Origin of the sequence: Streptococcus sp. IsoGale022 (assembly GCF_031142805.1) — a bacterium.
In the GTDB taxonomy this organism is placed as follows: Bacteria; Bacillota; Bacilli; order Lactobacillales; family Streptococcaceae; genus Streptococcus; species Streptococcus sanguinis_A.
The window spans coordinates 49,041-63,975 of record NZ_JAKZJI010000009.1 but is presented as its reverse complement, the minus strand read 5'-3'; the positions used below and the strand labels follow the sequence as shown (position 1 = coordinate 63,975).

Sequence of the window (14,935 nt, the reverse complement as noted above, 5' to 3'; positions counted from 1 at the left end):
AGCGGGGCGTTTAGTGGTAGACTTATCACATAACTATAGTGAGGTGACCTTATGACACGTGAATTTAAATTTGAAACCCTGCAGCTTCATGCCGGACAGACAGTTGACCCGACAACCAAGTCACGGGCTCTGCCTATTTACCAGACAACTTCCTATGTGTTTGATGATACTCAGGAGGGAGAAGATCTCTTTGCCCTACGCAAGCCTGGCAATATATACACTCGGATTACCAATCCGACCCTGTCTGCTTTTGAGGAGCGGATTGCGGCTTTGGAGGGTGGAGTCGGAGCTCTAGCAACAGCTTCTGGTATGGCGGCCCTTACCTATACCGTTCTAGCTTTGGCGCATGCTGGCGATCATGTAGTGGCAGCCTCTACCATCTACGGCGGTACCTTTAATTTGCTCAAGGAAACCCTGCCTCGCTATGGCATTACCACGACTTTTGTTGATATTGAAAATCTGGCTGAAGTAGAAGCAGCCATTCAGGACAATACCAAGTTGGTTCTGATTGAAAGCTTGGGCAATCCGCTGATTAATATTCCTGACTTTGACGCTTTGGCAGAGCTGGTTCATGCTCACAAGATTCCGTTGATTTCCGATAATACCTTTGCTACGCCTTATCTGATCAATGTTTTTTCTCATGGTGTGGACATTGCGGTGCATTCTACGACCAAGTTTATCGGCGGTCACGGGACCAGCATCGGAGGTGTGATTGTGGACAGCGGTCGCTTCGACTGGGAAGCTTCTGGCAAGTTTCCGCAGTTTGTTGATCCGGATCCGAGTTATCATGATATTAGTTATACGCGTGATGTCGGAGCAGCAGCCTTTATTACTGCTGTCCGGACCCAGCTCTTGCGCGATACAGGCGCAGCCATGTCCCCCTTCAATGCCTTTCTCTTCCTGCAGGGGTTGGAAACTCTCTCTTTGCGTGTAGAGCGCCATGTGTCCAATGCCGAGAAGATTGTAGATTTCCTAGCAGAGCATCCTAAGGTTGAGCAGGTCAATTATCCCAAGCTTGCTGACAGTCCTTATCATGCTTTGGCAGAAAAATATTTCCCTAAAGGTGTGGGCTCAATTTTCACTTTTAATGTCAATGGCGGAGAGAAAGAAGCTCGTAAGGTTATTGACAGCCTGGAGATTTTCTCTGACTTGGCCAATGTAGCAGATGCTAAGTCTCTGGTTGTCCATCCAGCTACGACGACTCATGGTCAGATGTCGCCAGAAGATCAGCTGGCAGCAGGCATTACACCAAATCAAATTCGTCTCTCTATTGGCTTGGAGAATGTGGATGACTTGATTGAGGATTTGAGAATCGCCTTGGAATCTATCTAATTTTCAAGGTCTCTAGACTAAGCAAATAAGAATAAAACTAGGTTTTCGCCTAGTTTTTTGTTATAATGAGAGATATTAAAAAATAGCAGGTAATCAAAATGACAATTTCAGTGATTGTTCCGTGCTTCAATGAAGAAGAGTCTATTCCTCTGTTTCATGAGGCTATGGAAGCGGTCAAATATCAAATCCGTGACCAGTTTGAATATATTTTTGTCAATGACGGATCGACGGATCGGACCTTAGCTGTTTTGCGTGAGCTCAGCAGTCGCTGTCCAGATGTGCACTATCTGTCCTTTTCTCGTAATTTCGGAAAAGAAGCAGCCCTCTATGCTGGTTTGCAAGAGGCGAGCGGGGATTTTGTGACGGTCATGGATGTAGATTTGCAGGATCCGCCCGAGCTCCTGATTGAGATGAAGGCCATGCTGGACACGAATCCTGAGCTGGACTGTGTGGGTACTCGTCGCACTACGCGTGAGGGCGAGCCGCCAATCCGAAGCTTTTTTGCCAATTTGTTCTATAAGCTGATTAACAAGATTAGTCAGGTAGAGATGGTGGATGGTGCGCGTGACTTTCGACTGATGCGCCGCCAGATGGTAGAGGCTATTCTGGATGTTTCAGAGTACAATCGCTTCTCCAAGGGGATTTTTGCCTGGGTTGGCTTCAATACCGAATACTTGGAATACAAAAATGTCGAACGAGTGGCTGGCAAGACCTCTTGGAATTTCTGGTCTCTTTTCAACTATTCTTTGGAAGGTATCGTCAATTTCTCTGATGCGCCGCTCAACATCGCCTTTTTAGGAGGTATCTTGTCTTGGATTTTAGCCTTCATCCTGATGGCGGTAATTATTATCCGTACCTTAGTTTTTGGTGACCCAACATCGGGCTGGCCGTCCCTTATGACTGTCATTCTCCTTATCGGTGGTTTTCAGCTACTGACCATCGGTATCCTAGGCAAATACATTGGCAAAATCTTTATGGAAACCAAGCATCGGCCGATTTATGTGATTAAGGAGAAGAGTAAGTGACTCTTATTTAGCTGAGGAGAGATTGTGAAAAATAAAAAAATTAATATTGTCTTATGCTTGTCTTCGTTTATTTATGCGATACAGTTTTACATCAATAATAAAATCACCCCAGTAGGAGACCAAACAGCCTTTTTAGAATACGCTAAGGAATTTCATTACAATTATTTATTCTTTGGGATTGATCGTTATTTTACATGGAGCAGTAGGCTGCTCATTGAGTCAGCCACCTTATTATTTTCCGTTCACGAAAAGCTGTTTATAGCAGCAGCCTTTCTGGCAACTTTGCTTTTGGTCTATGCTTTAAGGAAGTTGACCCCTCCCTTGCCTTGGCTGCCTGCTTTACTAATTTTTATATTCCTTCCGGCAACTGAATTTTTAAGCGCTGGCTCTATTCCGACCTATGTCAATTACATTTTCCCTGCTTCCTTGTTGCTTTTCGCACTTTTTTTCAGAGAATCTAAAAATATTTGGGTTAATATAGCTAGTCCTTTGTGCTTTTTAGTTGCTATCATGCAAGAACAATTAGCAGTATATGCTTTTTTGTGGCTTCTGTTTGAAACTGTCCTTGCAAAGAAAGATAAGAAACCTTTACTGGGTAATTTATGCTATTTGGCATTGAGCGGTATAGGAATCTTATCAGCCAAGCTATCTCCGGGGAATGCTCTGCGTTTGGAAAAGAATATTGTCAGTTGGTTCCCCAACTTTCCGAACTTGAATATCTTCCAAAAGCTTGGGCTGGGCTTTCTGGAGACAGGGGATAATATGCTTTCCACGTCCTTTGCCTTTGTGATGGTCTTCTTGCTTGTGCTCTTTGTTTATGCTCTTCACAAGAAAAATGTAACAGCCATAGCTCTGAGCGGTTTTGTCATACTCAATATTTTTTCACAAAAAATGGGCTGGAATACTATTTTTGGTACCTTAACAGGTATCAGTAAAGCAGCCAGAGAATCAGGGACATTTTCTTTTAATATCACATATATGAGCGCAGTAGCCTTTTATGGCTTGCTGCTGTTAATGATTCTTTACGCTTTGTGGCTTGTAGTTTCTGACTGTAAAGAAAAAATATGGCTGACCTATTTATTTGTAATTGGCTTTATTGGCCGCATGGTCATTTCATTATCTCCCACTCTCTACGCTTCAAGCACTCGAACCTTTTTGCCTCTGATGATAAGTCTATTCATTATTACTTGCAGATTGTTGTATCACTTGTATACAGAATATCAAAAGCGGCAAGAAGCTCTTCTCTAGATCATACTATTAAGTATATTTTCCGATAGGGATTCGACCAAGCAGATTTTTTCTGCTTTTTTTGTTATAATAAACTCATTGAATGTTTATGATGTGAAAGGAAAGACAAATGATTTTAATTACAGGTGCGAATGGACAGCTAGGAACGGAGCTCCGCTATCTTTTGGATGAGCGCAATGAAGAGTATGTGGCTGTCGATGTGGCGGAAATGGATATCACCAATGCCCAAATGGTGGACAAGGTCTTTGCGGAGGTCAAGCCAAGCTTGGTCTATCACTGCGCAGCCTATACCTCAGTTGATGCTGCTGAGGACGAAGGAAAAGAGCTGGACTATGCCATCAATGTGACCGGTACCGAAAATGTGGCAAAAGCTGCAGAAGCACACGGAGCAACCTTGGTCTACATCTCGACAGACTATGTCTTTGACGGACAAAAGCCTGTCGGTGAGGAGTGGGAAGTAGATGACCGGCCGGATCCGCAGACTGAGTATGGCCGTACCAAGCGCATGGGTGAGGAGCTGGTTGAGAAATATTCTAGCCGTTTCTACATTATCCGTACTGCCTGGGTCTTTGGTAACTACGGTAAAAACTTTGTCTTTACCATGCAAAATCTTGCTAAGACGCACAAAACTCTGACTGTAGTCAATGACCAACATGGCCGTCCGACTTGGACTCGTACGCTGGCTGAATTTATGACTCATCTGGCTGAAAACCAAAAGGAATTTGGTTATTACCATCTGTCTAATGATGCGGCAGAGGATACGACATGGTATGACTTTGCAGTGGAAATTCTCAAAGATACAGATGTGGAAGTCCAGCCGGTTGATTCCAGCAAGTTCCCAGCCAAGGCTAAGCGACCTTTCAACTCAACTATGAGTCTGACCAAGGCTAAGTCTACAGGCTTTGTCATTCCGACTTGGCAGGATGCCTTAAAAGAGTTTTACAAGCAAGAGAAGAAACAGTGATTTTCTTTGAAGTTGATAACAGCGACAGAACTTAGTTTCAGACTAGGTTCTGTTTTTTCTTCTGGCAGATTCAAGAAGTGATTTTGAGGTGCGTGCTCTGGTGGAGAAAGAGCTGTCTTGAAGATACGAGGGGAAAATGATAATGAGAAGAATTTTCCACAGATCTTATCCCCTTAAAATAAAGATGTTTCAATTTGATGAAATTCTGTGGATAACCTTTATTATTTCATTCAACTGTGTTACAATGTTACTATAAATAAAATAGAAGAGGTGTGTGAATATGTCACGTAAACCATTTATTGCTGGTAACTGGAAAATGAACAAAAATCCTGAAGAAGCAAAGGCTTTTGTAGAAGCAGTTGCTGCTAAGCTGCCTTCTTCAGATTTGGTAGAAGCTGGTATCGCTGCTCCAGCAATTGATTTGACGACTGTTTTGGCAGCAGCTAAAGGAAGCAATCTTAAGGTAGCAGCCCAAAACGCTTACTTTGAAGATGCAGGTGCCTTCACTGGTGAAAACAGCCCTAAAGTTCTTGCAGAAGTTGGAGTTGACTACATCGTTATCGGTCACTCAGAACGCCGCGATTATTTCCATGAAACAGACCAAGACATCAACAAAAAAGCGCACGCTATCTTCCGCAATGGTCTGGTGCCAATCATCTGCTGTGGTGAGTCGCTTGAAACTTACGAAGCTGGCAAAGCTGTAGATTTCGTTGGTGCTCAAGTATCAGCTGCTTTGAAAGACTTGACAGCAGAGCAAGTTGCATCATTGGTCATCGCTTATGAGCCAATCTGGGCTATCGGTACTGGTAAGTCAGCAACTCAAGACGACGCTCAAAAGATGTGTAAAGCAGTTCGTGACGTTGTAGCAGCTGACTTTGGTCAAGAAGTAGCAGACAAGGTTCGCGTTCAGTACGGCGGTTCTGTTAAACCTGAAAATGTTGCGTCTTACATGGCTTGTCCAGATGTGGACGGTGCTCTTGTTGGTGGTGCATCACTTGAAGCTGAAAGCTTCTTGGCATTGCTTGATTTTGTAAAATAAAAAATGTTGAAAAAAGACTTGTCCTCCCAAAGGTGACAAGTTTTTTAAAAGTTGGAGAGAAAAGTTGAAATCGAAAGAATTGGTTTATTTAGCGAGTACGGCTATTTTGTTGGCAGCGACTGCCAATGTTGCAAAAGCCGAGGAACATACGATCGCTGAGTCAGAAGTTTTAAAAACAGAAAGGTCTGTTAGTTCCCAGAATCAGATAGTGAATGCGGCTGCATCACAAGCGTCTAATCAGCCGACTGTAGCAGTATCATCTGCAGAACAGTCAGTTCAAGCAGTTAAGCAAGAGGAGCAAGTAACGAATGCTGTAGGAACAGCTGTTGAGTCTGGAGGAGCAGCTCAATCAGCAACTGCATCACCTAAGGTAGCCCCTGATCAGCTAGAAGAGCAAAGTCAGTCGGAAGAAAATGCTTCTAATCAGAATGAAATTGCAGCTGATCAGTCAGCAAAAGCAAGCTCTTCTGTTGCAGATTCTGCTACTGCCTCAGAGCCAAAGGCCAGTCCTGCAGTAGCATCAGCGCCAAAAGCTAGTAATGCTGGAAAAACTGTATTTTATAATGCTGGGTCAAAGGCTCAGGCAGCCCGCGGGAATTCTCAAGCGGAGATTAAAGGTACTTCCTTTGTAGATGTCAGCAGCCACAATGGCCATATCAGCGTAGACGACTATCATAAATTAGCCCAGCAAGGGGTTGGAGGTGTCGTTGTCAAACTGACAGAAGGAACCCATTACACTAATCCATTTGCCGAGTCTCAGGTAAGAAATGCTCAGGGAGCTGGTTTACAAGTATCGACCTATGCCTTCTCGCACTATACCAGCGATGAAGAAGCGAGAGCCGAAGCTCGTTATTATGCTGCCTTTGCTAATAGACTAGGCCTTCCTAAAAATACAGTTATGGTCAATGACATGGAAGATCCTAAAATGCAAAATGGGATTAACCAGCATACCCAGGCTTGGGCGGATGAGATGCGCAGGCTGGGTTATTCTAACCTGATGTACTATACCAGTGCCAGCTGGCTGGATCAAAATAATCTTCGCAGCAAGGGACCGGTTAATACATCGCAATTTGGCTATAGCAACTTCTGGGTGGCCCAGTATCCGTCTTCTAATTTAAATCTTGATGGAGCTAAATCTCTCAAATACAATAGTGGCGCTGGAGCATGGCAGTTTACAGCCCAGGCTCAGCTGTTAGCTGGCAAGCATGTATTTGACCATAGCGTTGATTACACTGGTAGATTTACCCAGCAGTCTGCTCTTGCTAAGCAGCCTTTAAAGGGGAACATCAGTATTCAGAATAAGAATAATGTCAATGGTAGCTTTGATGTTGTGATTTCAAACGTTTCTGCTCCTTATGGAGTGTCTGTTGTTAGTGTTCCAGTGTGGTCTGAAGCTAATGGTCAAGACGATATTATCTGGTACACAGCCACTCAGCAGGCCAATGGTACTTATAAAGTTTCTGTTGATTCTAGCAGACATAAGGATTCAGTTGGCAAGTACAATGTCCATCTCTATTATGTCCGCAACGACGGTCAATTAGTCGGTGTTGGCGGTACTACAACTAATGTATCTGTCATCAAGCCACAGGGTAAAATCAGCATTCAGAATCGCAATAGCGAAACTGGTGATTTCGATATTGTGGTTTCAGGTATCTCATCCCCTGGTGGTCTTAAGACTGTCTCTCTGCCGACTTGGTCAGAGGCCAACGGCCAAGATGATATCAAGTGGTATACTGCTGAACGTCAAGCTGACGGCACCTATCGGAAGCGGGTACGCATCAGCGATCACAATAATGTGCAGGGCGAGTACAATGTCCATCTCTACTATGTCCAAAATGACGGCCGTTTGGTTGGTGTAGGTGGTACTAAAACGACCGTTTCTCTTGGCAAACCTAAGGGCACCATCAGTATTCAAAATCGAAACAAAGAAACTGGCGATTTTGATATTTTGGTTTCAGGTATTTCATCTCCAGGCGGTCTGAAGGAAGTTTCCCTGCCAACTTGGTCTGAGGCTAACGGCCAAGATGATATCAAATGGTACAACGCTGAGCGTCAAGCTGATGGCACTTATCGCAAACATGTCCGTCTGAGTGATCACAATAATGTTGAGGGCGAGTACAATGTGCACCTTTACTATGTGCAGAATGATGGGCAACTGGTTGGTGTCACAGGAACTAAGACGACCATTTCCATAGAGAAACCAAAAGCTCAAGGCAAAATCAGCATCCAGAATCGCAACAGCGAAACTGGCGATTTTGATATCGTAGTTTCGGGTATTGTCTCTCCGGGCGGTCTGAAGGGGGTTTCCCTGCCAACATGGTCTGAAGCCAACGGCCAAGATGATATCAAGTGGTATGACGCAGAGCGCCAGGCTGATGGTACTTATCGGAAACGAGTTCGCCTGAGCGATCATAACAACGTTCAGGGCGAATATAATGTGCATCTTTACTATGTGCAAAACGATGGCAAACTAGTAGGAGCAGGCGGCATCAAGACCAATGTTTCTATCAGCAAGCCGCAAGGTAAAATCAGCATCCAGAATCGCAACAGCGAAACTGGCGATTTTGATATCGTGGTTTCAGGGATCTCATCCCCAGGGGGGGTGAAGAGTGTTTCTCTTCCGACCTGGTCCACAGCCAATGGCCAAGATGATGTCCAATGGTACACAGCTGAACGCCAGGCTGACGGCACTTATCGTAAGCGTGTCCGTCTGAGTGATCACAATAATGTTGAGGGCGAATATAATGTGCACCTTTACTATGTGCAGAATGATGGCAGCTTGGTTGGTGTGAGCGGCACTAAAACGACTATTTCCATAGAAAAACCAAAAGTTCAAGGCAAAATCAGCATCCAGAATCGCAACAGTGAAACTGGCGATTTTGATATTGTAGTTTCAGATATCGTATCACCAGGTGGTCTTAAGACAGTTTATCTTCCAACTTGGTCAGAGACCAATGGCCAAGATGATGTCCAATGGTACACAGCGGATCGTCAGGCTGATGGTACTTATCGTAAGCATGTATATGCGCGTGACCATAACAACGTTCAGGGCGAGTATAATGTGCATCTCTACTATTTGCAAAATGATGGCAAGCTAGTAGGAGCAGGCGGCATCAAGACCAATGTGTCTATCAGTAAGCCGCAGGGTAAAATCAGTATTCAAAATAAAAATAATGATACTGGAGAGTTTGATATTGTAGTATCAGGCATTGTGGCACCAGAAGGTCTCAAGACAGTTTACCTGCCGACTTGGTCAGAAGCGAATGGCCAAGATGATGTCCAATGGTACACAGCGGATCGTCAGGCTGATGGTACTTATCGTAAGCATGTGTATGCGCGTGACCATAAGAATAATGCAGGCGAGTATAATGTTCACTTGTATTACTTAAATAATCAAAATCAGCTACAGGGAGCAGGCGGAGAAAAGACCTCTATCTCTGTGAACCGTCCTCAGTCAGCTAGTCAGCGAGACCGCGTTCTTGCGGCGGCAGCTGCAATGGTAGGTGTCAGGGGAGGCAGTGCTGAGCATCAGCGCTTGGTCAACGATTATAACAGTGTCAGACCGCTGCCAGTTGGCTATGCTGTAAAAAACACAGATGACTGGTGCGACATTTTCACGACGGTTATTTTCCAAAGAGAAGGCTTGAGTGATCTCATCGGTCGCGAGTGCGGGGTAGAGCGTCATATTCATATTTTCCAAAGACTAGGCATCTGGAATGAAGATGGCAATTCGACACCTAGCGCAGGTGATATCATCACCTTTAACTGGGACAAAGATACCCAGCAAAACGATGGCTGGGCTGATCATATCGGTATTGTCGAAAAAGTCGAAAATGGCATCATTCATACGATTGAAGGCAACAGCAATAACGTAGTTAAACGAAACACTTACCGCATCGGTCATGGGAATATCCGTGGTTTTGCGACACCTCGTTATAAATAAACATACAAAAGAGGCTGGGACAAAAGTCCTAGCCTCTCAATTGTCTTTGGATTGTCGAGCAAGACGCAGTGGTTGAGTGGGCTCTACTACGCTTATTTTATCAGCTTTTACAGCCCTACTCAACTGTGCGGAGGTGGGACGACGAAATCGAATTCTAACGAATTACCGATTTCTGTCCCACTCTCTTTTAACGTCTTAGAATTTTCTTTATGAGCTGAAGCAGCTTAAATTTGAGAGGGTTAGGATAATAACGGAAAGTCCCCATTTTTCGGACGATGAAGCCGTTGAAGTTCTGCTTGAAGCGCAGAACACCGTCAGAACCGTCGAAAATTCCCATAATGCCGAGGAAATTGTAAAATGGGATACCTCTCTTGATGCTTTCGGTCATAACATATTCCTGCAGCAGGGCTGGGGCGTAGAATTTGTTAAACTCAGGATAAGAGCCGCTGAAGAGGTAGGTTGCTTCCTGAGGGGTGTAGATAAAGAGGCTAGCAGCCAGGATCTGGTCTTGGCCGCCGTACTTGTCAATCAGTTCTTGGGCCTCTGCTTTGCGGGTTTCAAAGCTGTCAAACTGGCTGGAAAGCTCTCGTAGCTGATTTTGCTTCTTTTCAGATTGAGGATTTTTTTCCAAGTCAGCCTGCAGTTTCTGAATTTTCTGGCCCAGTTTCTCTTGATCTTTTTGTAAGTTTTGAAGATAGTCCTTGAAGTTGAGACTGGCTGTCATAAAGTCCGCCTGTTGACCAAAGCTATCATAAAAATCTTGATAGTAGTCTAGTGGCTTATCATCATATTCCCGCCGGTCAGAAGTAGCAGCTGTGATGTCTTTGAAAATGCTGAGTTGGTCACGTTCCAGCCTTTTTAGCTTGATACCAAAGGTATTCGCCTTTTTGACGGTCGCCTTGCCGTTTTTACTGAAGGATTTGAGCAAGTCTTTCTCCGTCAGACCAGCTAAATCTTTGACATAATGCCAATCAGGCTCCCCGCCTGGATAGCCTGTCTGTAGGCCGTCAAAGTCAAAGCCCAAATCAGTCAGTTGCTGGATAAGCTGGCCTTTTTCACCAGATGTGGGCTGGCCATTGCTGTCAAAAGTCTGATACGTCTCGTAAGGCTTGATGATGAGCTCCAGGGCGCCTTCTTTTTTAGCGTAAGCCTGCAATGCTTGATAGAAGGGAGTCAGGTATTGAGCATCGGTAGAGACAGGACCGCAGTTGATTTCCATATGGAGGCCACCAGTCATAGGCATACTGTAGAGGACAGCAGACACCACTACCTGTCCCTGCGGGTCAGTGTAGCCGACATACTGGGTACTGAAGCCACGTTTGCTCAGCAGCTCTGCCATTTCCACGGTCTGCATAAAAGAGCGTTGGGAGCTAGCTGAGGTATGCTGGATGAATTCTTCTTGGCTGAGAAGTTTAAAGGTCATAGGCTTCCTTTCTTTTAATGCTTGCTGCGCAGTTTCTTTCTGAGTGTGTAGGCCAGATTGGAGAGGTGGTAAAGAGGATTGGTTGGCAGGTTAAACTCACCAGCAAATTCCTCAATGGTTGGATTGAACTTCGATTTAAAACTGTAGAGACCGCCCTTGAGGTCGTTTTCGATTCCGCCCATATTTTGCCAATCTGCACCGCGCTCAAAAGCATGTTTGGCTGTTTCGTACCAAGTGATGATAGCTGGCTGGTAACGACGGTACTCCTCGTCCATTCCGGCATAGATATTTTCAGAGGTCTTGCCGTATTCTAAGACCAGGGTGCCAGACAGGGGAACGACAGTAGCACCTTGGCTGATTTTGTCCTGCAGAAAGTCAATCTCTTCTTGGAGGCGTTTCTGTTCTTGCTGGTTATTCTCAATCTTGCCGGGCTTGGTTTTCTCGGTAAATTTCTCTGCTTCTTTGAGTGTCTTGGTCAGCTGAGCTTGCAAGTCTTCCAATCGTGCCTTTAGATCAATACCGGACAAGGTGATGTAGGAGTGCTCAGGATAAGTATCCAAGAGTTTTTGGTAATAGTCTTTGCCGCGTAGGTGGATATTTTTTCTATTTTCCGTTTTCTTCATCAGGCCTGAAAAGTCATCAAGTAATTCTGCTCCGCCAAATTGGATTTGAATACCTTTGTTACGGGCTGTACGAATAGCCTGTCGAGTACTCTTAGAAAGCAGATTCTCGCTAAAATCTTCTTTATGAATATTGGCCTGCAAGCGAGGCTGGATTGTTTCGTCTAGAGACTCAGTCCGTCCGACCCAGACAGCTCCTGCTTGCTGCAGTTCTTGAATCAGTTCAACTGTCTCTGCCTTGTCTTGCAATTCACCGCCCATCTTGCTTTCTGCCAGAAAGAGGCTAGGATCAAACTTGACAAAGAGCGCTTTTTTCTCCTTGGCAAATTTCTTGAGCGACGCCAAAACAAAGGTCAACAGTTCCTTGTCACTATAGTCCATGATGGGACCGCGCGGGATATAAAGCATGGTCATTCCCAAGGGCAGTGGTTTGATCAGGACACTGGCTGCAGCAACCAAGTGGTCGTCTTTATAGATGCCCAAGCGCTCATTTGCCCAGTTATCCTTAATCTGAGCCCAGGCTGAGCTCTGCAGAAGATTGGCCTGCGGATGAGCCGTGACAAAATCGTCGTGTTCCTGAGCTGAAATTCCAATTTTGTAACTAAACATTATTTTAAAACCCACTCTCTAATGGCATGTGCTACGCCGGATTCGTCGTTCGATTTGGTGATATATTTGGCGATTTTCTTGAGTTCTTCCTTGCCATTTTCCATGACAACAGGAGATCCAACGGCTTCCAGCATGGCGCGGTCGTTTTCTTCATCACCGATAGCCATGGTCTCCTCCTTGCTCAAGCCCAGTTTTTCGGCCAGATGGAGGATAGCAGCCCCTTTATTTACAGTCTTTTTGACAATTTCCAGATAGAAAGGAGCTGATTTAACCAGTGTATATTTTTCGGCTAATTCTGGTGGCAGCTTAGAAATGGCCGCATCCAAAATTTCCGGCTCATCAATATACATGCACTTAACGATTTCTTTATTGACCATTTCTTCAGGTGTGCGATAGAAGATAGGTATGCTGACCAGATTGGACTCGTAAACAGTGTACTTGCCGATGTTGCGATTGGCTGTATAAATGCCGTCCTTGGTGATGGCATGCATGTGGACACCTACTTTTCGTCCGAGAAGTTCGATATCCAAATAGTCGTCATAAGTCAGTGTTTCTTTGATTAATTCTTGACCTGTAACAGTATCCTGCACCAGTCCGCCGTTGAAGGTAACGACATAGTTGTCTGGCTGATTAAGCTCTAGCTCCTCGAGAAGCTTTTGAACACCCGCAATAGGACGGCCTGTTGCAATGACGATTTTAACGCCAGCAGCCTTGGCATCCTGAACAGCGCTGAAGACTTCAGGAGTGATTTCTTTTTGGTTATTTAAAAGGGTGCCGTCAATGTCAACGGCAACTAATTTGATAGACATATTATTCTCCGTAGGTAAATTGGTCGTTTTTGATATAGTGCATAAAGGTCTGGTTTTTTTCGCTGAAAAGTCCTGTATCTGCTAGCATTTCCTTAGGGAAGTAGAAGCGATTATCGCCCTGTCTGGTCCCTGCTAGCGAATGGACGATAGGTGACAGGCTGGACAGTTCTGCTAAGCTGCCATCTTTTTGCAGAATTTCGATCTGGGTCCGAGGTTTTTCAACGTCAGGCCGGTAGAAATCATAAGGCAAATCAAAATTACGATGGATAGCAGTATAGTAATCAGGGTCAAAACCAACCTGTCCAACTAGGTCTCGCATGATATCCAAATGCGCTTCGTTTTCCTGAGAGAAGACGATAGACTTAAAGACTTTGCGGTTGATAAAACGCTGAGCCAAGTCAGATAAAATCTTGTCTGGACTAGCCATCCAAACTTGGAAATAGGTATTCATAACACCATCATCCAAGGCCAGATAATCCTGCAGGGTCACTCTATTTTCAAAGAATGGAATGAGATTGGGAGATGATAGGGCAAAATAATCTTTCTGAGCCGGATAGAGAAACTTGGCCCGCTTGAGCAGATTTTGCAGTAAGACTTCCATAGCTCGACTGGCTGGGTGGAAATAGACCTGCATGTACATCTGGTAGCGGCTGACTACATAGTCTTCTACCGCATGCATGCCATTGCGCTTGAAGGCGATGCCGTTTTCTACAGGACAAATCACTCGTAAAATTCTAGTCAAGTCAAATTGCCCATAGGAAGCACCAGTAAAAAAGGAATCTCGCAAGAGATAATCCATCCGGTCCACATCGATTTGGCTGGAAATCAGCTGGACCACCTGCTTATTGGGATAGGTATGGTTGATGACGCTAGCTACCTTTTCTGGAAAATCTGGTGAAACCTGCACCAAAACCTGATGAATCTCTGTCTCTGGGCTGGTGATGATTTGCCGCGTAATATCCTCGTGATTGGTATCAAAGAGGCGCTCAAAAGTGTGTGAATAAGCTCCGTGTCCCAAGTCATGAAGGAGAGCGGCTGTCATGGTCAGCAGGCTTTCATGGCTGTCCCAGTTGGCTTGGTATTTTTCATTGAAAATCTTGGTGATGCGCCGGGCAATCTCATAAGCTCCCAGACAATGCGAAAAACGGCTGTGCTCACCGCCGTGGAAAGTATAGCCGGAGGTACCCAGCTGTTTGATGCGGCGCAGCCGTTGAAATTCTTTGGTATTGATTAAATCATAAATAACCTGATGGTCCACATGAACATAATTGTGAACCGGGTCCCGAAATACTTTTTCAATCATGCTACCATTATACCACAAATCATAGTAGGAAAAAAATCAAAGCTGCGACTGAAAGAAGAGCAATTTTGTCATTTTTTTGATAAAATAGGGAAAGAAAAAGAGAAACGAGATAAAGATGCAAATCAGAATAAAAAATCACATCCAGCTGGACGGGCATACCGAGCTAATTGATCAGGTCTACGATACGGACTGGACGCAAAAAGGAGACTTTCATTATCTGCTATACAAAAATGAAGAAGGGGAGAAAGTAGTTCTGAAGTTTCACGATAAAGAGTTGGTTATGACCCGCTTTTCTGAGCCTAAGTCCATCATGCGCTTCATCAGTCAAGGGCAGGCGCTGGTTGGCATCCATACACCTGTGGGCTTGCAGCAGTTTGTGACCGATACTCCTTTCTATAAGGTTGATTTGACTAAGCAGGTTCTGCAACTTCATTATCAGCTAAAAACTATTGATGGGGAGCAGATTTTTGCCAGCTATGAAATGGAGATTAGCTGGGGCTAGCTACTATTCTCCGAGAAAACTCTTGAAAATCATGATGTTTCCCCTTGCAAAAGCTTGAAAATTTGGTATAATAGTTTCTAACTCAAGGGAGTAGCTAACGGAATAACCGTTACAAGGT

The 14,935-nt window shown here is 44.6% G+C and carries 11 protein-coding genes; 7 read left to right on the top strand and 4 right to left on the bottom strand.

The window, feature by feature from the left end; translation table 11 throughout:
- The first annotated feature begins 51 nt into the window (after positions 1 to 51).
- From RG608_RS06235 to RG608_RS06210, 6 genes are all read left to right on the top strand, one after another.
- Positions 52 to 1,332: an O-acetylhomoserine aminocarboxypropyltransferase/cysteine synthase family protein gene (locus RG608_RS06235; protein ID WP_268686498.1), complete on the top strand. Its 1,281-nt coding sequence runs from the start codon at positions 52 to 54 to the stop codon at positions 1,330 to 1,332.
- 98 nt (positions 1,333 to 1,430) lie between these two features.
- On the top strand, positions 1,431 to 2,357 hold the full coding sequence (locus RG608_RS06230) for a glycosyltransferase family 2 protein (protein ID WP_268686499.1): 927 nt from the start codon (positions 1,431 to 1,433) through the stop codon (positions 2,355 to 2,357).
- 24 nt (positions 2,358 to 2,381) lie between these two features.
- Positions 2,382 to 3,605, top strand: a complete 1,224-nt coding sequence (locus RG608_RS06225; RefSeq protein WP_268686500.1) for a beta-carotene 15,15'-monooxygenase — start codon at positions 2,382 to 2,384, stop codon at positions 3,603 to 3,605.
- 109 nt (positions 3,606 to 3,714) lie between these two features.
- Entirely contained in the window at positions 3,715 to 4,569 is an 855-nt protein-coding gene (rfbD, locus tag RG608_RS06220; protein ID WP_268686501.1) for a dTDP-4-dehydrorhamnose reductase, read from the top strand.
- Between the two features lie 280 nt (positions 4,570 to 4,849).
- Positions 4,850 to 5,608: a triose-phosphate isomerase gene (tpiA, locus tag RG608_RS06215; protein ID WP_002930013.1), complete on the top strand. Its 759-nt coding sequence runs from the start codon at positions 4,850 to 4,852 to the stop codon at positions 5,606 to 5,608.
- A gap of 64 nt (positions 5,609 to 5,672) precedes the next feature.
- Positions 5,673 to 9,551 (top strand): GBS Bsp-like repeat-containing protein, encoded by a 3,879-nt coding sequence (locus tag RG608_RS06210; protein ID WP_268686502.1) that lies wholly within the window; start codon positions 5,673 to 5,675, stop codon positions 9,549 to 9,551.
- A 187-nt stretch (positions 9,552 to 9,738) separates the two neighbouring features.
- On the opposite strand, the gene RG608_RS06205 is transcribed toward RG608_RS06210, so the two are convergent.
- The 4 genes from RG608_RS06205 to RG608_RS06190 are packed head-to-tail and all read right to left on the bottom strand — an operon-like array spanning position 9,739 to position 14,315.
- Positions 9,739 to 10,974, bottom strand: a complete 1,236-nt coding sequence (locus tag RG608_RS06205) for an aminoacyltransferase (protein WP_268686503.1) — start codon at positions 10,972 to 10,974, stop codon at positions 9,739 to 9,741.
- Between the two features lie 14 nt (positions 10,975 to 10,988).
- Positions 10,989 to 12,203 carry an aminoacyltransferase gene (locus tag RG608_RS06200; RefSeq protein WP_268686504.1) on the bottom strand — a complete coding sequence of 405 codons (1,215 nt, stop codon included), beginning with the start codon at positions 12,201 to 12,203 and terminating at the stop codon, positions 10,989 to 10,991.
- Positions 12,203 to 13,012: a sugar-phosphatase gene (gene yidA, locus RG608_RS06195; RefSeq protein WP_268686505.1), complete on the bottom strand. Its 810-nt coding sequence runs from the start codon at positions 13,010 to 13,012 to the stop codon at positions 12,203 to 12,205. The genes RG608_RS06200 and yidA overlap by 1 nt, the downstream gene beginning before the upstream one ends.
- A 1-nt stretch (position 13,013) precedes the next feature.
- Positions 13,014 to 14,315 carry an HD domain-containing protein gene (locus tag RG608_RS06190; protein ID WP_268686506.1) on the bottom strand — a complete coding sequence of 434 codons (1,302 nt, stop codon included), beginning with the start codon at positions 14,313 to 14,315 and terminating at the stop codon, positions 13,014 to 13,016.
- Between the two features lie 115 nt (positions 14,316 to 14,430).
- On the opposite strand from RG608_RS06190, the gene RG608_RS06185 reads away from it, so the two are divergent.
- A complete protein-coding gene (locus tag RG608_RS06185) occupies positions 14,431 to 14,817 on the top strand; it encodes a DUF1934 domain-containing protein (protein ID WP_268686507.1) in 387 nt (128 codons plus the stop codon).
- Positions 14,818 to 14,935: the final 118 nt, after the last annotated feature.

Coding starts and splice junctions, on each gene's coding strand:
- RG608_RS06230 (WP_268686499.1), top strand. CDS start 1,431: ATGACAATTTCAGTGATTGTTCCGTGCTTCAATGAAGAAGAGTCTATT.
- tpiA (WP_002930013.1), top strand. CDS start 4,850: ATGTCACGTAAACCATTTATTGCTGGTAACTGGAAAATGAACAAAAAT.
- rfbD (WP_268686501.1), top strand. CDS start 3,715: ATGATTTTAATTACAGGTGCGAATGGACAGCTAGGAACGGAGCTCCGC.
- RG608_RS06205 (WP_268686503.1), bottom strand. CDS start 10,974: ATGACCTTTAAACTTCTCAGCCAAGAAGAATTCATCCAGCATACCTCA.
- RG608_RS06185 (WP_268686507.1), top strand. CDS start 14,431: ATGCAAATCAGAATAAAAAATCACATCCAGCTGGACGGGCATACCGAG.
- RG608_RS06190 (WP_268686506.1), bottom strand. CDS start 14,315: ATGATTGAAAAAGTATTTCGGGACCCGGTTCACAATTATGTTCATGTG.
- yidA (WP_268686505.1), bottom strand. CDS start 13,012: ATGTCTATCAAATTAGTTGCCGTTGACATTGACGGCACCCTTTTAAAT.
- RG608_RS06200 (WP_268686504.1), bottom strand. CDS start 12,203: ATGTTTAGTTACAAAATTGGAATTTCAGCTCAGGAACACGACGATTTT.
- RG608_RS06235 (WP_268686498.1), top strand. CDS start 52: ATGACACGTGAATTTAAATTTGAAACCCTGCAGCTTCATGCCGGACAG.